The sequence below is a fragment of the Pseudomonas sp. S2_E02 genome (assembly GCF_054668355.1).
In genome coordinates this window covers 3,565,947-3,585,859 of record NZ_CP162761.1, presented here as the reverse complement: position 1 = coordinate 3,585,859, position 19,913 = coordinate 3,565,947, and the positions used below count along the sequence as shown (strand labels likewise).

General features: G+C 59.3%; 15 protein-coding genes. 8 read left to right on the top strand and 7 right to left on the bottom strand.

Going from position 1 to position 19,913, the window contains the following annotated elements:
• The first annotated feature begins 101 nt into the window (after positions 1-101).
• Positions 102-878: a ferredoxin--NADP reductase gene (locus AB4O01_RS16065; protein ID WP_093434748.1), complete on the top strand. Its 777-nt coding sequence runs from the start codon at positions 102-104 to the stop codon at positions 876-878.
• A 46-nt stretch (positions 879-924) separates the two neighbouring features.
• Here the strand turns inward: AB4O01_RS16065 and mscL are convergent, their stop codons facing one another.
• Complete coding sequence (mscL, locus tag AB4O01_RS16060; RefSeq protein WP_093434751.1) at positions 925-1,338, bottom strand: large-conductance mechanosensitive channel protein MscL; 414 nt, start codon at positions 1,336-1,338, stop codon at positions 925-927.
• A 286-nt stretch (positions 1,339-1,624) separates the two neighbouring features.
• Here mscL and katB point away from each other — a divergent pair, with 286 nt between their 5' ends.
• The 3 genes from katB to radA are packed head-to-tail and all read left to right on the top strand — an operon-like array spanning position 1,625 to position 5,184.
• Complete coding sequence (gene katB, locus AB4O01_RS16055; RefSeq protein WP_093434754.1) at positions 1,625-3,166, top strand: catalase KatB; 1,542 nt, start codon at positions 1,625-1,627, stop codon at positions 3,164-3,166.
• A 59-nt stretch (positions 3,167-3,225) separates the two neighbouring features.
• A complete protein-coding gene (locus AB4O01_RS16050) occupies positions 3,226-3,771 on the top strand; it encodes an ankyrin repeat domain-containing protein (RefSeq protein WP_460089020.1) in 546 nt (181 codons plus the stop codon).
• Between the two features lie 45 nt (positions 3,772-3,816).
• Entirely contained in the window at positions 3,817-5,184 is a 1,368-nt protein-coding gene (gene radA / locus AB4O01_RS16045; protein ID WP_007909773.1) for a DNA repair protein RadA, read from the top strand.
• A 118-nt stretch (positions 5,185-5,302) separates the two neighbouring features.
• On the opposite strand, the gene AB4O01_RS16040 is transcribed toward radA, so the two are convergent.
• Positions 5,303-5,671 (bottom strand): PilZ domain-containing protein, encoded by a 369-nt coding sequence (locus AB4O01_RS16040; RefSeq protein WP_093434760.1) that lies wholly within the window; start codon positions 5,669-5,671, stop codon positions 5,303-5,305.
• A 159-nt stretch (positions 5,672-5,830) separates the two neighbouring features.
• Between AB4O01_RS16040 and AB4O01_RS16035 the strand changes: the two genes are divergently transcribed.
• The 3 genes from AB4O01_RS16035 (at position 5,831) to yjiA (ending at position 9,241) form a co-directional block, all read left to right on the top strand.
• A complete protein-coding gene (locus AB4O01_RS16035) occupies positions 5,831-7,897 on the top strand; it encodes a carbon starvation CstA family protein (RefSeq protein ID WP_093434763.1) in 2,067 nt (688 codons plus the stop codon).
• 15 nt (positions 7,898-7,912) lie between these two features.
• Positions 7,913-8,110, top strand: coding sequence for a YbdD/YjiX family protein (locus AB4O01_RS16030; protein WP_003228401.1), 198 nt, complete (start codon positions 7,913-7,915; stop codon positions 8,108-8,110).
• Positions 8,111-8,269: 159 nt separating this feature from the next.
• A complete protein-coding gene (gene yjiA / locus AB4O01_RS16025; protein WP_186623973.1) occupies positions 8,270-9,241 on the top strand; it encodes a GTPase in 972 nt (323 codons plus the stop codon).
• Positions 9,242-9,339: 98 nt separating this feature from the next.
• On the opposite strand, the gene AB4O01_RS16020 is transcribed toward yjiA, so the two are convergent.
• From AB4O01_RS16020 to morA, 5 genes are all read right to left on the bottom strand, one after another.
• Complete coding sequence (locus tag AB4O01_RS16020; RefSeq protein ID WP_460089019.1) at positions 9,340-10,050, bottom strand: GntR family transcriptional regulator; 711 nt, start codon at positions 10,048-10,050, stop codon at positions 9,340-9,342.
• An 18-nt stretch (positions 10,051-10,068) separates the two neighbouring features.
• Positions 10,069-10,773 carry a FadR/GntR family transcriptional regulator gene (locus AB4O01_RS16015; RefSeq protein WP_034153832.1) on the bottom strand — a complete coding sequence of 235 codons (705 nt, stop codon included), beginning with the start codon at positions 10,771-10,773 and terminating at the stop codon, positions 10,069-10,071.
• 82 nt (positions 10,774-10,855) lie between these two features.
• Complete coding sequence (locus AB4O01_RS16010; protein WP_064118745.1) at positions 10,856-12,169, bottom strand: C4-dicarboxylate transporter DctA; 1,314 nt, start codon at positions 12,167-12,169, stop codon at positions 10,856-10,858.
• A 335-nt stretch (positions 12,170-12,504) separates the two neighbouring features.
• A complete protein-coding gene (gene glyA / locus AB4O01_RS16005) occupies positions 12,505-13,758 on the bottom strand; it encodes a serine hydroxymethyltransferase (RefSeq protein WP_093434775.1) in 1,254 nt (417 codons plus the stop codon).
• Positions 13,759-13,998: 240 nt separating this feature from the next.
• On the bottom strand, positions 13,999-17,847 hold the full coding sequence (gene morA, locus AB4O01_RS16000; RefSeq protein WP_093434777.1) for a cyclic di-GMP receptor MorA: 3,849 nt from the start codon (positions 17,845-17,847) through the stop codon (positions 13,999-14,001).
• Between the two features lie 285 nt (positions 17,848-18,132).
• On the opposite strand from morA, the gene ettA reads away from it, so the two are divergent.
• The gene (gene ettA, locus AB4O01_RS15995) at positions 18,133-19,797 is read left to right on the top strand and encodes an energy-dependent translational throttle protein EttA (protein ID WP_099757230.1); all 1,665 of its coding nucleotides are present in this window, start codon (positions 18,133-18,135) and stop codon (positions 19,795-19,797) included.
• Positions 19,798-19,913: the final 116 nt, after the last annotated feature.

The following is a 19,913-nucleotide window of genomic DNA, read 5'->3' as shown; positions in this document are numbered from 1 at the left end:
TCTATTCATGTAGGTGAATAGCTGAATGCCATTACTCATCGTCGGTGTTTAAGGCGACCAATATGCGCGACACTGGCAGCAATCGTTCAATGGAGTGCCTCATGACCGCCAGTGCCGAGAAATACACCACGCAGACATTGCTTGATGTTCAACCCTTGACCCCAAGCCTGTTTACCTTGCGTACCAGTCGGGATGCAGGGTTCCGTTTCCGCGCCGGGCAGTTTGCCAGGCTCGGTGTGGCCAAAGCCGATGGCAGCATTGTGTGGCGTGCCTATTCGATGGTGTCGTCGCCTTTTGACGAGTTTCTCGAGTTCTTTTCCATTGTCGTGCCGGGCGGGGAGTTCACCAGTGAGCTGAGTCGGCTGCAGGTCGGCGACACCTTGCTGGTGGATCGCCAGGCTTTCGGCTACCTGACGCTGGACCGTTTCGTCGACGGTCGCGATCTGTGGCTGTTATCCACAGGCACCGGGGTAGCGCCGTTTCTGTCGATTTTGCAGGACTTCGAAGTCTGGGAAAAATTCGAGCGAATCATTCTGGTGTACAGCGTGCGCGAGGCGCGGGAGTTGGCCTATCAGGCGTTGATTGCCGGACTCACGCAGCGTGAATACCTCAGCGAACATGCGCACAAATTGCAGTTCATCACGACGGTGACGCGTGAAGCGCATCCTGACGCATTGCACGGGCGCATCACTACCCTGATTGAAAATGGTGAACTGGAGCGCGTCGCGGGTGTGGAGCTGTCGGCGGAGCACTCGCGCGTCATGCTGTGCGGCAATCCACAGATGATCGATGACACCCGCGCGCTGCTGAAAAAACGCCACATGAGCCTCAGCCTGACCCGCCGGCCCGGTCAGGTGGCTGTGGAAAATTACTGGTAAACAAACGGCGCCTCGAAGGCGCCGTTGTTTCTATCGTGCACAGCATTCAGGGCCGGGTGTTCTGGGCCTTGAGCAAGTCGCGGATCTCGCCCAGCAACTCTTCTTCCTTGGTCGGAACCGGTGGCAGGGTAGGGGCCACGGCTTCTTCGCGTTTGAGGCGGTTGATCGCTTTGACACCCATGAAAATGGCGAACGCGACGATCACGAAGTCCAGAATGGTCTGCAGGAATTTGCCGTAGGCCATTACCACTGCAGGCGCATTGCCCTCGGCGGCCTTGAGCGTGACGGCCAGATCACTGAAGTCCACCCCACCGATCAACAGGCCGATTGGCGGCATGATGACGTCACCGACAAATGACGAAACAATCTTGCCGAAGGCAGCACCGATGATGATACCAACGGCCATGTCGACCACATTGCCTTTGACCGCGAAGGCCTTGAACTCGCTAAGCACGCCCATAGTTATTTCCTTGTTACAGATGAGTTTGGTGTACGCAGTGTAAATCAGCAAAACGCGTCCTGCGCGAAACACCTTCTTACAATGCCCGTTTTTATCGACACATCAATTGGCGATTAGTTTGCAAAGTGCCATCAATCGCGCGCGAAATATACGGTAACTCGCTGATCGGAAAGCCAATTTTCTCAATCATGGTGTTACGTTCTTTCTATTTATGTTCAACGCCGCAGGCCTCTAGCCTTGGGTTGGCGCATCTGGATGCGCCCCAAAACAACCAGAGGATCCTGATATGAATTCCGCACTTGGACTGGGGGCTTTTCCCCGTCGCCGCACCCTCGGTGTACTCACCGCCAGCCTGTTGACCTTTTCGGTTAACGCCGCGCCCCTGACCCGCGATAACGGTGCCGCCGTCGGCGACAATCAGAACTCGCAGACCGCCGGTGCCAGCGGCCCGGTGCTGCTGCAGGATGTACAGTTGATTCAGAAGCTGCAGCGCTTCGATCGCGAGCGCATTCCCGAGCGCGTGGTTCACGCCCGCGGCACTGGCGCCCATGGCACGTTCACGGTCACCAACGATCTCAGCGACCTGAGCAAGGCCAAAGTGTTTGCTGCTGGCCAGAGCACACCGGTGTTCGTACGCTTCTCTGCGGTGGTGCACGGTAATCACTCGCCGGAAACCCTGCGCGATCCACGAGGTTTCGCCACCAAGTTCTACACGGCCGACGGCAACTGGGACCTGGTCGGCAACAATTTCCCGACCTTTTTCATCCGTGACGCGATCAAGTTTCCGGACATGGTGCATGCGTTCAAACCGGACCCTCGGACTAACCTAGATGACGATTCGCGCCGATTCGACTTCTTCTCCCATGTACCGGAAGCCACCCGTACCCTGACCGAGTTGTATTCGAACTCGGGAACGCCGGCCAGTTATCGAGAAATGGACGGTAATGGTGTTCATGCTTACAAGTTGATTAACGCCAAGGGTGAAGTCCACTACGTCAAGTTTCACTGGAAGAGCTTGCAGGGACTTAATAACCTCACGCCAAAACAAGTCGCGAACGTCCAGGGTCAAGACTACAGTCATATGACCAATGACCTGGTGAGCAACATTAATAAAGGTAACTTCCCGAAATGGGACTTGTACATTCAAGTGCTGAAACCACAAGATTTGTCCAAGTTTGAATTTGATCCATTAGACGCTACCAAGATCTGGCCAGGTATTCCTGAGCGAAAAGTTGGACAAATGGTGTTGAACCGTAATCCGGCGAATGTCTTCCAGGAAACCGAACAAGTGGCCATGGCGCCAGCCAATGTAGTTCCAGGTATCGAACCTTCCGAAGACCGTTTGTTACAAGGTCGAGTGTTCTCCTATGCCGATACGCAAATGTATCGCCTGGGTGCCAATGCCCTGCAATTGCCGATCAATGCGCCGAAAGTTGCCGTGAACAATGGCAATCAGGATGGCGCAATGAACTTCGGTGCCAGCAACAGCGGTGTGAACTACCAGCCAAGCCGACTGCAACCCCGTGACGAGACGCCAAGCGCGCGTTACAGCCAATCGGCGCTATCGGGCAGCACCCAGCAGGCGAAAATCCAGCGTGAGCAGAACTTCAAGCAGGCCGGCGATCTGTATCGCTCGTTCAGCAAGCAAGAACGCCGGGACTTGATCGACAGCTTCGGCGGCTCGCTGGCAACCACCGATGATGAGAGCAAGCACATCATCCTGTCCTTCCTTTATAAGGCCGATCCGGAATATGGCACTGGCGTCACTGAAGTGGCCAAAGGCGACCTGAGCCGGGTCAAGGCGCTGGCAGCGAAACTGGTCGACTGATACCGATGCAGCGCACGCGGGGCCTGAGTCAGGCCCCGTTCCGTTAAAGGAGAATGCTGATGCGAAGCTGTCTTTTATTCTTGGCCGGTTGCCTGTCGTTCGCGGTATGGGCGGCACCGGTCGAGCAGAGTCCCGAGGCAATCCAGGCCCAACTGCGCGACTATTACTTCGATGCGGCCCGACGCGGTGATGTGCCGATGCTCGACACGTTCATCGAGTCCGGCTATTCCCTCGACACCCGCGACAGCAAGGGTTACACCGCGCTGATTCTGGCGGCCTATCACGGTCAGGCTCCGGCCGTGGAGCGTTTACTTGCAGCCGGCGCCGATGCCTGTGCCCAGGATCAACGTGGCAACACCGCGCTGATGGGGGCGATTTTCAAAGGTGAAGTACAGATCGCCCGACGCTTGATGGCCACCGATTGCAGCCCCGATCAGCGCAATGGCGCCGGGCAGACGGCAGCCATGTACGCCGGATTGTTCAAGCGTCTGGAATTGCTCGATGCGCTGAAGGCCAAGGGCGCGGACCTGAATGCCGAAGATCCGTTGGGTAATAGCGCCGCGCGTCTGGCCAGTGGCGAAATCCGTAGTGCGGCGCCGCGCTGATCGGCGGTACGTGCGTTATCATCGCGGTTTTTGTCGGGGGTTCTGATGGCCAAGGCCAAGCGCATGTACGGTTGCACCGAGTGCGGCGCAACCTTTCCCAAGTGGGCGGGCCAGTGCGGCGAGTGCGGCGCCTGGAACACCCTGACCGAGACCATGATCGAAAGCGGCGGCGCCACGGCACCGACCGGCCGCACCGGCTGGGCCGGGCAGCAGGCGCAGATCAAGACCCTGGCCGAAGTCAGCATCGAAGAAATTCCGCGCTTTTCCACCGCGTCCGGTGAGCTGGACCGGGTCCTCGGTGGCGGTCTGGTCGACGGCTCTGTGGTGCTGATCGGCGGTGATCCGGGTATCGGCAAATCGACCATTCTGTTGCAGACCTTGTGCAACCTGGCCAAAAGCATGCCGGCTCTCTACGTCACCGGCGAAGAATCCCAACAGCAAGTGGCCATGCGTGCCCGGCGCCTCGGCTTACCGCAGGATCAACTGCGGGTAATGACCGAAACCTGCATCGAAACCATCATCGCCACCGCCCGTCAGGAAAAGCCCAAGGTGATGGTGATCGACTCGATCCAGACGATCTTCACCGAACAGCTGCAATCGGCCCCCGGCGGTGTTTCCCAGGTACGTGAGAGCGCGGCGCTGCTGGTGCGTTATGCAAAACAGAGCGGCACGGCGATTTTTCTCGTCGGCCACGTGACCAAGGAGGGCGCGCTGGCCGGTCCTCGCGTCTTGGAGCACATGGTAGACACTGTGCTGTATTTCGAAGGCGAGTCCGATGGGCGTTTGCGTTTGCTGCGTGCGGTGAAAAACCGTTTCGGTGCGGTCAACGAACTCGGTGTGTTCGGCATGACCGACAAGGGCCTGAAAGAAGTCTCCAATCCTTCGGCGATTTTTCTCACTCGTGCGCAGGAAGAAGTCCCCGGCAGCGTGGTCATGGCCACGTGGGAAGGCACGCGGCCGATGCTGGTGGAAGTGCAGGCGCTGGTTGATGACAGCCATCTGGCCAATCCGCGTCGGGTGACGCTGGGGCTGGATCAAAACCGTTTGGCGATGTTGCTCGCAGTTTTGCATCGCCATGGCGGCATTCCGACCCATGATCAGGACGTGTTCCTCAACGTGGTGGGTGGCGTGAAGGTGCTGGAAACGGCGTCTGATCTGGCGTTGATGGCGGCGGTGATGTCGAGTCTGCGCAACCGGCCATTGCCGCATGACCTGTTGGTGTTTGGTGAAGTGGGTCTTTCCGGCGAAGTGCGCCCGGTGCCGAGTGGGCAGGAGCGTCTGAAGGAGGCGGCCAAGCATGGCTTCAAGCGGGCGATCGTGCCGAAGGGCAATGCGCCGAAGGAATCGCCTCCGGGTTTGCAGATCATCGCCGTGACCCGCCTCGAACAGGCCCTCGACGCATTGTTTGAGTGAACTCCGAACCTGTGGGAGCGAGCCTGCTCGCGAAGGGGTCGTGTCAGTCGGCAGCATTGCTCAATGACACACCGTCTTCGCGAGCACGCTCGCTCCCACAGGGGATTTGCAGTGATGGCTAGATTTCGATCAAGGCACCCAGTTCGCGTTCCAGCTCCTGCGGGTCACCCAGGTTGAACTCAATCAAGCGCCGCAGGCGTTCGATGGACTCCAGGCTGATGTGCTTGCAGACGAAGCCGAGCTGGCCATGGTCGTCGTGGGTCAGTTGCACCTCCATCTTGATGCCGACCTCATCGTTGAGATGAATATCGACCAGAAAATGCCGCTCCCGATCACCTAGCCACGGCTCGGGTTTATCGATCAACAGACCCTTGAGCGACAGATCAATCAATTTGACCGGCCAGATGTACTCGCCCTGACTCAATTCAGTCTTGGCATCGAACGCGATACGTTTGAAGCGGCGACGCTCAGCTGGGTGCTCGCTCATGGCGCAATCCTCATGAAGGTTCGCTGACTATAGACCGCGAATGCGGGCGCCAGCCAATCGCTAAAGCGTCTAGACCAACGTCGGGGTATGGCCTTTGGCGCCGTAAGCGCTAAACTCGGGGTGGCTGTCTTTCTTGTCCACCCTGGCTGGAATAATAAAATGAAAAATAATAATAGCCTGCTACGCCACTTACCCTGGCTAGTGCTGGCAATCGTAGGAGCGTGCGCCCTTGGCGTAGTGGCATTGCGCCGCGGCGAGGCAATCAACGCCTTGTGGATCGTGGTCGCCGCTGTGGCCATTTATCTGGTTGCGTACCGTTACTACAGTCTGTTCATCGCCAACAATGTGATGCAACTGGACCCGCGTCGGGCAACCCCCGCCGTGCTCAACAACGACGGTCTGGACTATGTGCCGACCAACAAACACATTCTTTTCGGTCACCACTTCGCCGCGATCGCGGGCGCCGGACCTTTGGTCGGCCCGGTGCTGGCCGCGCAGATGGGCTACTTGCCCGGCACGCTCTGGCTGATTGCCGGCGTGGTGCTGGCGGGCGCGGTGCAGGACTTCATGGTGTTGTTCATGTCGACCCGGCGCAACGGCCGTTCCCTGGGCGACATGGTGCGTGAAGAAATGGGCCGCGTGCCCGGCACCATCGCCCTGTTCGGCTGCTTCCTGATCATGATCATCATCCTCGCGGTGCTGGCGCTGATCGTGGTTAAAGCGTTGGCCGAGAGCCCGTGGGGCATCTTCACCGTAATGGCGACCATTCCGATCGCGATGTTCATGGGCATTTACATGCGCTACATCCGCCCGGGCCGCATCGGCGAAATCTCCGTGGTCGGCGTGTTGCTGCTGCTCGGGTCGATCTGGCTCGGTGGTCAGATCGCCGCTGATCCGGTGTGGGCCAAGGCCTTCACCTTCACCGGCGTGCAGATTACCTGGATGCTGGTCGGTTACGGTTTCGTCGCTGCATCGCTGCCGGTTTGGCTGATTCTGGCACCGCGCGACTATCTGTCGACGTTCCTGAAAATCGGCACCATCGTCGCTCTGGCGATCGGTATTCTGATCACCATGCCCGAGCTGAAAATGCCGGCGCTGACCCAGTTCGTCGACGGCACTGGCCCGGTGTGGAAGGGCGGTCTGTTCCCGTTCCTGTTCATCACCATCGCCTGCGGCGCGGTATCCGGTTTCCACGCACTGATCTCTTCGGGCACCACGCCGAAGCTGCTGGATAACGAAACCAACGCTCGCTACATCGGCTACGGCGGCATGTTGATGGAATCGTTCGTGGCGATCATGGCCATGGTTGCCGCGTCGGTGATCGAGCCTGGCGTGTACTTCGCCATGAACAGCCCGGCTGCTGTGGTCGGCAGTGATGTCGCATCGGTTGCGCAAGTGGTTTCCAGCTGGGGCTTCGCGATCACGCCGGAAGCGCTGCAAGCCGTGGCGCATGACATTGGTGAAACCACCATTCTGGCCCGTGCCGGCGGTGCGCCGACCCTGGCGGTCGGTATCGCGCAGATCCTGCACAGTGTCCTGCCGGGTGAAAACACCATGGCGTTCTGGTACCACTTCGCGATTCTGTTCGAAGCGCTGTTCATCCTGACGGCTGTGGACGCCGGCACCCGTGCCGGGCGCTTCATGCTGCAGGATCTGCTCGGTTCTTTCGTGCCGGCGCTGAGACGCACCGAGTCGTGGACTGCCAACCTGATCGCCACCGCCGGTTGTGTGGCGATGTGGGGCTGGTTGCTGTACCAAGGCGTGATCGATCCGTTGGGCGGCATCAATACCTTGTGGCCATTGTTCGGTATCTCCAACCAGATGCTGGCCGGTATCGCGCTGATGCTCGGCACCGTGGTGCTGATCAAAATGAAGCGCCAGCGCTACATCTGGGTCACCCTGCTGCCAGCCACCTGGCTGTTGATCTGCACCACGACTGCCGGTTTCATCAAACTGTTCGATGCCAACCCGGCGATCGGTTTCCTGTCGCTGGCCAAGAAATACAGCGATGCGCTGGCCAATGGTCAGGTGCTGGCACCCGCAAAAAGCGTCGAGCAGATGCAGCACGTGATCTTCAACGCTTATACCAACGCAACGCTTACCGCGCTGTTCCTGTTCGTGGTCTTCAGCATCCTGTTCTATGCGCTGAAGGTCGGCATCGCCGCCTGGGGCAAGAAAGAGCGTACGGATAAAGAATCGCCATTCCAGGCCCTGCCGGATGCGTAACCAGAGGATTGCACCATGTTCAATGACCTGAGTCGCCTCGGTAAATACCTCGGTCAGGCCGCGCGTCTGATGGTCGGCATGCCCGACTACGACACCTACGTCGAGCATATGCAAACCAAGCACCCGGACAAACCGGTGATGAGCTACGAGATGTTCTTTCGCGAACGTCAGGAGGCGCGTTACGGTGGCAAGGGTGGGCCGAAGTGCTGTTGAGCTGACAGCGCAAGGTTGAGGTAATCCCTGTGGGAGCGAGCCTGCTCGCGAATACGGAATGTCAGTTGATGAATAATTTGACTGGCACACCGCTTTCGCGAGCAAGCTCGCTCCCACATTTGTTTTTGTGTTGTTCATTCATTTGAAGGAGATCGAGTTTTGTCCTCTCCCATCCCGGTCACGGTACTCAGCGGTTTCCTCGGCGCCGGTAAGACCACCTTGCTGCGCCATATCCTCAAAGCCGAGCACGGCCTGAAAATCGCCGTGATCGAAAACGAATTCAGCGACGCTGGCATCGACACTCAGTTGCTCGGTGATGAGCCGGTGCAAGTCATGACCCTGGCCAACGGCTGCGTGTGCTGCACCATTCACACAGACCTGACCAAAGCGCTGTACCTGCTGCTTGAACGGCTGGACAGCGGTGAGATCGCGTTCGATCGTCTGGTCATCGAGTGCACCGGCCTGGCCGATCCGGCACCCGTTGCGCAGACCTTTTTCATCGATGAGGAATTGCGCGAGCGCTACCTGCTCGACGGCATCATCACCCTGGTCGATGCCGCCCACGCCGACGTACACCTGACCCAGACCATCGCCCAGGCGCAGATCGGTTTTGCCGACCGCTTGTTGGTGAGCAAGACCGATCTGGTCGACGAAGCCACGTTCAACGCGCTGAGCGAACGGCTGACACGGATCAACCGCCGGGCGCCGATTCGTGTAGTCGAGCACGGCACCATTGATCTGGCAGAACTTCTTGATGTGCGCGGCTTCAACCTCAACGCCGATCTCGGCGGCGGATTGAGCCTGCGTCCGGTGAGCAAGGCGCCGTCAATTGATCGTATTTCGAGTCTGGTATTGCGCACCGATCAGCCGCTGGATATCGATCAGCTCAGCGAGTTCATGAATGAATTGCTCGAAGAGCACGGTAAGCAATTGTTGCGTTACAAAGGTGTGCTGAACATCGCGGGTGAGGATCGGCGCCTGGTGTTTCAGGGGGTGTTGAAGCTTTATGGTTTTGACTGGGATACCGAATGGGCCGAGGGTGAGGCGCGGGAAAGTGTGATTGTGTTTATTGCCGATGATTTGCCGGAAGAGAAGATTCGGGCGGGGTTTGCCAGAGTGGCTTCTGCCTGATGGGCTTTCGGTGCCCGTAATGACGCCATCGCGAGCAGGCTCACTCCTACAGGGGAACGCATTTCAAATGTAGGAGTGAGCCTGCTCGCGATAGCTATCTAACCGACAGCACAATGCTCAAGGTCTGAACCGAGCAGTGTCTGTTCAAGAAGATTCAAATGCCGATTCATCAGCATCCCGGCCTTGGAAGCATCGCCTCGCTCTACTGCTTCCACCAACGCCAAATGCTCCTTCCAAGCGCAACAGCTATGCGTCTGGCCCTCACTTCGCGCAATCGCCAGTGACGTCAGCGGCACCAGACTGCCAAGAAAATGCGCCAGTGGTGCATTCCCCGCCATTTGTGCTAATTGCAGATGAAACTCCCCGGACAAGCGAATCGCCGCACCCCGCCGATCCTGCTCGACCGCTTGACGTTCGCGCTCGATCAGCGTGCGAAGGTGCTTCAAATCGTCTGCCTGCGGACGCTGACAGGCCAGACGCACCAGCGTGCTCTCGGTCAGCCGCCGCGCATGCAGGGCCTGCCGCGTTTGTTCCCGATCAGGTGCCGCCACCCGCGGCCGGTGATTGGCGCGCAAGACAATGACGTGCTCATGGGACAGTTGGGTCAGCACCCGGCGCACGTCGGCGCGACTGGCGCCGAACATCTCTTTCAAACTGTCCTCGGTAAAACGGCTGGCCGAATCGATGCGCTGTTCCAGAATCGCATCGAACAGCCGCGGATACAGATCCTCCACCGATGCGCGCAGGCGGGAGAAGGGCAGGGGGGCAGCAGTCGATCGGGTTGGCGACGGTGAGGCGAAACTGTTCATGACCGGTCTCCCATTGGATCAGCGACTCAAGTTGTCTTCCGGAATATTCAGCTCAATGCCCATGCGCTGCCCTTCGCGCAAAATGTGCCGACGCATTTCGGCGCTGGCCTGGGCGCTGTTCTTGCTGCGGATCGCGCGGACCACCGCTTCGTTTTCTTCCAGGCGCTCGGCCAGATGCTCCGGCGAATTGCGCAGCACCTCGGCGCTCTGCTTGAGGGCGTTGCTGGTTTGCTGCACCACACTCTGGAAGATCGGATTCGAGGTCAGGGTGAACAGCTCTTCGTGGAAGGCGATGTAGGCGCTGACCCCGGCCTCACTGTCGCCGGCTTCGAGGGCTTCGCGCATGTCCATCAGGGTCAGGCGCAACTGGCCGACTTCCTTGCTGCTGATCGATTGTGCGACCAGACCGACAATGAACGGCTCAAGGGTGTAGCGCAGTTGCAGCACGTCTTCGAGGCTGGCGCCGGCGACTGCACTGTCATGGCTTTGGCTGTCGCTGAGTTGCGCGTCGAGTACGACTACGCCTTTGCCTGGCATCGAGCGTACGAGGCCAAGGGTTTCCAGGACGATCACCGCTTCACGCAGGCTCGGGCGGCTGATGCCCAGTTGTTCGGCCAGTTCGCGCTGACCCGGCAGCATGTCGCCGGAGCGCCACTGGCCACGAGCCAATGCGGCGCGGAGTTTTTCTACTACTGAGTTGACGACGGTTGATGTGGTAATCACTTGTCTTGCTCCATGTGCCTGCGAGGCCGCCGCAAATTCGATCAAAAAATCGCCGCTTGCGGCAGCGCCTGCAGGGTTGAAATCAGAACTCCTGCTGGTGCGCCGGAGTTGCTGCTTTACGCGGCTGAAAGGTGTAGCCCTGCTGGCCGCTGAGTACTTTGTTGGCGCGTTGGACATCGATGTCCTTTTCCCAGCGGGCGATGGCGACAGTAGCGACGCAGTTGCCGATGAGATTGGTGAGTGCCCGGCCGATGCCCATGAACCAGTCCACCGCCAACACCAACACCAGACCGACCACCGGAATAGCCGGGATCGCGGTCAGCGTCGCTGCGAGAATCACCAGTGCCGAACCGGGAATCCCGTGGGCTCCTTTCGAGGTGATCAGCGACACCAGCAGAATCGTCAGCAAGTCAGTCATCGCCAATGGTGTGCCGGTGGCGTTGGCAATGAATACGATGGCCAAAGTCAGGTAGATCGAGAAACCGTCGAGGTTGAACGAGTAGCCGGTCGGAATCACCAGACCCACGGTCGAGCTGCCAATGCCGAGGTGTTCGAGTTTGCGCATGATCTGTGGCAGCACGGCGTCGGACGATGCCGTGCCCATGACGATCAGCAGTTCTTCACGCAGATACTTCAACAGCGGCCACATGCGCAGGCCGGAAGCACGCATCACCAGACCGAGAATCACGCTGACGAATGCGATGCAGGTCAGGTAGAACAAGCCGACCAGACTGCCCAGGTGCTGCAGCGAATCGAGGCCGTATTTGCTGGTGGTGAAGGCTATGGCGCCGAACACGCCGATCGGTGCCAGACGCACGATCATGCCCATGATGCGGAAGATCACATGGCTCAGTTCGTTGATCAGTCGGGAGATCCCGGAGGCCGCTTCACCGACCAGATTCAACGCGCTGCCGAACAGCACCGAAAACAGCAGAACTTGCAGGATGTTGTTGTCGGCGAAGGCGCCGATCACCGAGGTTGGGATCAGGTCCATCAGGAACTGCGTGGTGGTGTGCATGTGCTGGCCGCGTTCGGCGATATCGCCCATATCGGCGGCGGACAATTGCTCGAGATGGATATTCGCGCCGCTGCCGATGCCGGTGCTGAAGGCGAAGACCAGGCCGATCACCAGCGCGATGGTGGTCAGCACTTCAAAGTAGATCACCGATTTGAGGCCGATGCGCCCGACCTTCTTCAGATCGCCGGCACCGCTGATGCCGCTGACCACCACGCAGAACACGATGAGGCCGATGAGCATCTTGATCAGTTTGATGAAACCGTCGCCGAGCGGTTTGAGCTGGGCCGAGTATTCAGGAAGGGTCAGCCCGCAGACGATGCCGAGCATCAGTCCGAGAACCACTTGGAGGAAGATTGAACGCGAGCACCATCTGAGCATGGGAGGAATCCTGGTCGGTGTCCTGGCTGCCGTGCGCTTGAACGCATCAGATTCAGGACTTAATTATTGTGGTCTTACCGGTATGTCCAGTGCGGGTGCAGTCTACGCTCGGTTTTTTCGCGATGACAAGTGAAAATATCAAAATTGGCATGGCCGGTCTGACCAGTGGCCATATCCGCGTAGGAGCTGCCGAAGGCTGCGATCTTTTGATCTTGTTTTTAAGATCCAGATCAAAGGATCGCAGCCTTCGGCAGCTCCTACACGGGAAATCAGGGACGAAAAAAAACCGGCCAATCACTTGGCCGGTTTTTCATGCTGCGGGTTTAACGTCGCAATTAAGCGCCGTATACCGGCAGTTTCTTGCAGATGGCTTTGACTTTCTCACGAACGGCGTCGATCACCGCTTCGTTGTTCAGGTCAGCCAGGATGTCGCAGATCCAGCCAGCCAGCTCTTTGCACTCGGCTTGCTTAAAGCCGCGAGTGGTCACAGCCGGAGTACCGAAGCGCAGGCCGGACGTGACGAACGGCGAGCGTGGATCGTTTGGCACGGAGTTCTTGTTCACGGTGATGAACGCTTTGCCCAGCGCGGCGTCGGCGTCTTTACCGGAGATGTCCTGCTTGATCAGCGACAGCAGGAACAGGTGGTTCTTGGTACCGCCCGACACTACGTCGAAACCGCGCTCGATGAACACTTCGGCCATGGCCTGGGCGTTCAGCACCACTTGTTCCTGGTAGGCCTTGAACTCAGGCTGCAGCGCTTCCTTGAAGCAGATCGCTTTAGCGGCGATCACGTGCTCCAGCGGGCCACCCTGGGCGCCCGGGAATACCGCGGAGTTCAGCTTCTTCTCGATCTCGGCGTTGGCGCGAGCCAGGATCAGGCCGCCACGTGGACCGCGCAGGGTCTTGTGCGTGGTGGTGGTCACGACGTCAGCGAAAGGCACCGGGTTCGGGTAAACGCCAGCGGCAACCAGACCGGCCACGTGAGCCATGTCGACGAACAGGTAAGCACCGACTTTGTCGGCGATGGCGCGGAAGCGTGGGAAGTCGAGAATCTGCGAGTAGGCAGAGAAACCGGCCACGATCATTTTCGGCTTGTGCTCAACCGCCAGACGCTCGACTTCGTCGTAGTCGATCAGGCCGTTGGCGTCGATGCCGTACTGTACGGCGTTGTACAGCTTGCCGGAGGAGGAAACGCTGGCGCCGTGGGTCAGGTGACCACCGTGTGCCAGGCTCATGCCCAGAATGGTGTCGCCACCTTGCAGCAGGGCCAGGTAAACAGCGGCGTTGGCTTGCGAACCGGCGTGCGGCTGAACGTTGGCGTAATCGGCGCCGAACAGTTCCTTGGCGCGGTCGATGGCCAGTTGCTCAACAACGTCAACGTACTCGCAACCACCGTAGTAACGCTTGCCTGGGTAGCCTTCAGCGTACTTGTTGGTCAGGACCGAGCCTTGAGCTTCCATCACCGCTGGGCTGGTGTAGTTTTCCGAAGCGATCAGCTCAATGTGTTCTTCCTGGCGCTGAGCTTCTTGCTCCATGGCGGCAAAAAGGTCGGCGTCGTACTTGGCAATAGTCAAATCACGGCTGAACATGGCGGTCCTCAAGGATCGGGGGCAGAAAAGGGGGGCATTCTAACCCAATGGGTTTTGGATGGCATATGAAACGACATCATGTCGCAGACAAGTGGCGTTCATGACAGATGTGCGGTGCTTTTGAAGGCCTCTTCGCGAGCAGGCTCGCTCCCACAGTAACCGGGGTGCTCTTGCGATTTCCTGACCGACATCAATCCCTTGTGGGAGCGAGCCTGCTCGCGAATGCCGCGCCGCAGGACTTCAGTCGAACATGAACAGTGCATCATTACTGAACTGCGCCTCAAACCGCCCCGCCGGCATCGGCCGCCCGAACAGATACCCCTGAACCTCATCGCAACCATGCTCACGCAAGAAGTCCAGCTGTTCATGGGTTTCCACGCCCTCGGCGATCACCGCCAGATTCAGGCTATGCGCCATGGCGATGATCGCCCGGGCGATCTGCGCGTCCTGCTCACCGGACGGCAAACCATCGACAAAGGTGCGGTCAATCTTCAACACGTCGATCGGGAATTGTTTTAGGTAGTTCAGCGATGAGTAACCGGTGCCGAAGTCGTCGACCGCAATGCTCAGGCCAAGGTTTTTCAGCCCGGCGAGAATCTGCATCGCTTCGCTGACTTCGCGCATCAGGATACTTTCGGTCAGCTCCAGCTCCAGACACGCCGGTGGCAGGCCGGTTTCACGCAGGATTGTGGCGATCCGCGTGCCGAGTTGGCCATCGGAAAATTGCCGCGCCGAGATGTTCACCGACACCTTCGGCACACGCACACGATTCTGGTGCCAGGTCTTCAGCTGACGGCACGCCTCGCTGATCACCCAGTCGCCGACGTCCACCACCAGACCCAGCTCTTCCAGCACCGGAATGAAATCCCCCGGCGGCACCAGGCCACGGCGCGGATGGCGCCAGCGCAACAGCGCTTCGGCGCCGGTCAGGCGTTTGCCGTCACCGCTGAATTGCGGTTGGTAATACAGGACGAATTCGTTCTGTTCCAAGGCGTGGCGCAAATCGCTTTCCAGTTCCAGACGCTCCAGCGCACTGGCGTTCATGTCGGCCTGATAGAACTGGAAGTTGTTCTTGCCGCGCTCCTTGGCGTGGTACATCGCGGTGTCGGCGTTCTTCATCAACTGGCTGAGTTCGTTGCCGTCCTGTGGACTCAGGGCGATGCCGATACTGGCGGTGACGAAGAACTCGCGGCCTTCGAGCACGAATGGCCGCACCAGGCTGCCGAGGATCTGCTCGGCCACATGAATCGCCCGGTTCAGCGCCAGTTCGCGGCTGGAGCGATGTTGCAGCAGCAGTGTGAATTCGTCGCCGCCCATGCGCGCCACGGTGTCGTCATCGTCGACGCAGGCCAACAGGCGCGTGGCCATGTCTTTCAACATGCGGTCGCCAGCGGCGTGACCGAGGGAGTCGTTGATCGGTTTGAAACGGTCGAGGTCGAGGAACATCAGCACCACCCACGACTTCTGCCGCTCGGCCGATTGCAGCGCGGTGTGCAGACGATCCTGGAACAGCGTGCGGTTCGGCAAGTGGGTCAGGGCGTCGTAGTAGGCGAGGCGGTGAATCCGCTGCTCGCTGGCCTTGCGTTCGCTGATATCGCTGAAGAAGCACACGTAACTGGCCAGATCGCCTTCGTCGTCGAGCACCGCGGTGATGCCGACCCACGCCGGGTAATGCTCGCCGTTACGGCGCTTGAGCCAGACTTCGCCTTCCCAGGTGCTGTGCTGATGCAATTGTTTGAGCACGTAGCGCAGGTGCGCGTCCTGTTGCTCATCAACGGTGAGCATGTTCGGCAATTGGTCGAGCACTTCGCTCACGGCGTAACCGCTGACGCGACTAAAGGCTTCGTTGGCTTGCACGATGTAACCGGCCGGGTCGGTGATCAGGATCGCCGAGGTCGAGTGTTCGAAAACCGTGGCGGCCATGCGCAGGTCTTTCTCGGCGCGGCGCTGCTGGCTGATGTCGCGACCGACACCGAGTACGCCTTCGAACGCGCCATGTTCATCCCACACCAGCACCAGACGCAGCTCGATCGGGATCTTGCGGCCATCGGCGCGCAGGCAGTCGAACAGGAACAATTGCGTCTGTACCTGATTGCGCAACACCGCCAGTTGCTCGGGTTTGTCCAGCGCCTTGCTGACGCGATCCATCAGCGTGTAGATGCCGCTCAGTTGTTGCGGGTTGGCGATAGTCGATTGCCAGCCGTTCTGGAAAATCCACTCGGCGTCATAACCCAGCACGGCCTGCACCGACGGGCTGACGTAGTTCAGCGAGAGCTTACTGTCGGTGGAGAAAATCACGTCGCTGATGCTTTCGGCGAGCATGCGGTAGCGCTGCTCGCTGTCGCGCAGGGATTCGCTGGCTTCGATCTGTTCGGTGATGTCCTTGGCCACGCCGATGATCCGCGTGACCTGATCGTGTTTGTCCCGTGCCAGTGCCTGTTCGCGAATATCGAAACGCCGCCATTTGCCGTCGCGATGGCGGAAACGCAACTGGCACTGGAGCAACTGACTGTAACCGGCGTGGCGCTGCATCTGCCGCGAGCGATGGTAGTAGTCGGCATCTTCCGGGTGCAGGAGGATTTCCCAGAAATACTCACCCATCTGGTGCAGTTCGGTGCGGTTGTAGCCGAGGGTCTGACCGAGGTGGTGGTTGCTGAAAATCATCCGCTGGCTGATCACGTCCTGCACATACAGATGATCCGGCACGGTGCGCACCACGTCTGACCAGAAGCCTTCGCGTTCGAGCAGCGACAGTTCGATCAGCTTGCGGCTGGTGATGTCGTTGATGCTGAGGATCACCGCTTTGTAGTCGTGCTGCTCGGTCGGCAGACGCAACACCATCCACAGGTGCTGGTCGCGGCCGTTGATGTCCGGCAGTTTGATTTCCAGTTCCAGCTGCTTTTGTTGCTGCAACACGGCGTCGAGCACTTGATTGCCGATGGCGCACTGGCGGTGCGGATGGCCGTCGATCAACAGCTGCCAGGCGTGCTCGCAGGAGTTGACGTTAAGCAGTTGCAGCGCGACCTGGTTGACCTCGGTGACGCGCAGTTCCTGCAACAGTTGCTGGCGCTGCGCCGGTTGGTCGAGCCAGGCCTTGAGCTGGTCGCTGGTCTGGATCTGCGCCTTGTCGAAGACCTGCTTCAGACCGGACAGGTCCAGCACACAGAGGGCCACGCCAGTGCCTTCGAAGATGTCCTGATAACGCCGGCGACCCTCATGCAACTGGCGCTGGCGCCGGCGCATGTTGAGCAGGGCAATCACCGGCAACATCGAGAACGCCAGGCCCAGCAGGCATTTGCCGATGAACGCCGGCAGCAGTTCTTCGAGCACACGCTGGCGGTCAAACAGACCACGCAACTGCCAGTCGCTGCTGCTCAGCGGCACGGTCAACACCGTGTTGGCCATGTCGTCCGGACTCAAGACGCCAGCCTTGGCCGAGGGCTGCGCTTCGTCACGGCTGATGATCTGATGATTGAGGCGGTTTTCCACCAGCCACAACGGGCGGATGCCGGTTTCGCCCTGTTTGGTCAGCGAGTCGAAGAACGTCGGCGTCAGGCGCAATGCCCAATAACCGCGCGTGCTGCCGCTGGCCTGATGCAATAACAGATGCACCACAGAACCGTCGTCGGCGTTGCTGAAGTAATGCGCCTGTGCACGGCTGCGGCGTACCAGTTCGGTGAGGTAGCTGGCGTCGTGGCTGTTGTCGTCACTGTCGCTGATGATTTTGCCGGAAGGGGTGAGCAGGGCCAGGCTGCGCAGGTCAGGCAAGGATTGCTGGAGCTTGCGCAATAGCACCTGCTGTTCGTCGGCTGATTGCGGTTGTTCGACGATCGGTAGCAGATTGAGGGCGATTTGCGCGTTCAGCGCCATGTTCAGGCTGACCTGCGCGGCGAGGTCGGCGGTGTAATCGATGGTGTACTGACGCTGGTTTTTCTGGGTTTCGCGCAGTTGATCGAGCAGTTGCCAGAACAGCAACGCCAGCAATAAAAGCACGAGCGTCGCCAGCGCACCCTTTAATGTACCGCGCAGGGACGAGCCGGGCGCCGGTGGGGTGCTGCTCACAGAAGCTGGCGGAGTGACATTGGACAAGCTGTGATCCTGCGATTTGGCTGGACTGGCGCGACGTGCACTATAAGCCGGACGCCCAAAGGGCGGCTAGCATGCCTTGAGTCGTGGCGAAGTGCCAGCCCCGCGCGGCTGGACTGCCACCGGTCATTAAGGTAGCTTTGCCGGTTACGCGGGAGCGTTCCAGCTCCTAGACTCAGACTTTTTCAGCGCGCACGCATTGATAACCATCAAGTGAACGACGCGCATGGTCTGGCCGGGCTTCGCCTGCGCTGCAATCATTCATCTGTCACTGACCCAAGGTTCTCCATGGCTCAATACGTCTTCACCATGCATCGGCTGGGCAAAGTTGTTCCGCCGAAGCGGGAAATTCTCAAAAACATTTCGCTGTCGTTCTTCCCCGGCGCCAAGATCGGTGTACTCGGCCTCAACGGTTCGGGTAAGTCCACGCTGCTGAAAATCATGGCTGGCGTCGACACCGAGTTCGAGGGCGAAGCCCGTCCGATGCCGGACCTGAACATCGGTTATCTGCCGCAAGAGCCACAACTTGATCCGACCAAGACCGTGCGTGAAGTGGTCGAGGAAGCGGTCAGCGTGATCAAGGATGCGCAAGCGCGTCTGGACGAGGTCTACGCCGCTTACGCCGATCCGGATGCCGACTTCGACAAGCTGGCCGCCGAGCAAGCCAAACTCGAAGCGATCCTGCAGGCCAGCGATGGTCACAACCTTGAGCGTCAACTGGAAGTCGCCGCCGATGCGCTGCGTCTGCCGGCCTGGGACGCCAAAGTAGAACACCTGTCCGGTGGTGAAAAACGCCGTGTGGCCCTGTGCCGTCTGCTGCTGTCCGCGCCGGACATGCTGCTGCTCGACGAACCGACCAACCACTTGGACGCCGACTCGGTGGCGTGGCTGGAGCACTTCCTCCACGACTTCCCGGGCACTGTGGTAGCGATCACGCACGACCGTTACTTCCTCGATAACGTCGCTGGCTGGATTCTCGAACTCGACCGCGGCGCGGGCATTCCATATGAAGGCAACTACTCCGGTTGGCTTGAAGCCAAGTCCGATCGTCTGGCCGCTGAATCCAAGCAGCAGTCGGCGCACGAAAAAGCCATGAAAGAAGAACTGGAGTGGGTGCGCAAAGGCGCGAAAGCCCGCCAGTCGAAATCCAAGGCGCGTCTGCAACGCTTCGAAGAAATGCAATCGCAGGAATTCCAGAAACGCAGCGAAACCAACGAGATCTACATCCCGGCCGGTCCGCGCCTGGGCGACAAGGTCATCGAATTCAAGAACGTCACCAAGGGCTACGGCGATCGCGTGCTGATCGACAACCTGTCGTTCTCGATGCCGAAAGGCGCCATTGTCGGCGTGATCGGCGGTAACGGTGCCGGTAAGTCGACCCTGTTCCGCATGCTGATGGGCAAGGAACAACCGGATTCGGGCAGCATCGAAGTCGGTGAAACCGTGCAACTGGCCTGCGTTGACCAGAGCCGTGATGACCTGGATGGCAGCAAGACTGTATTCCAGCAAATCTCCGACGGTTCCGACCAGATCCGCATCGGCAACTACGAGATCCCGTCGCGTACCTACGTCGGTCGTTTCAACTTCAAGGGCGGCGATCAGCAGAAGTTCGTCAAGGATCTGTCCGGTGGTGAGCGCGGTCGTCTGCACCTGGCGCTGACTCTGAAGGAGGGCGGCAACGTCCTGCTGCTCGACGAACCGTCCAACGACCTCGACGTGGAAACCCTGCGTTCCCTGGAAGAAGCCCTGCTGGACTTCCCGGGCGCTGCCATTGTGATCTCTCACGATCGGTGGTTCCTGGACCGTGTGGCGACGCACATCCTGGCGTACGAAGATGACTCGCAAGCGGTGTTCTTCGAAGGCAACTACACCGAGTACGAAGCGGATCGTAAAAAGCGTCTCGGCGAAGCGGCTGCTCAGCCACACCGGGTACGTCACAAGAAACTGGCCTGATATCGGGTTGGTTGCATGAAAAAACGGAGCCTTCGGGCTCCGTTTTTTTTTGTGTTTTTCAGGTTTAACCGAGTCGAACCCTTCGCGAGCAAGCTCGCTCCCACAGGGGAACGCAT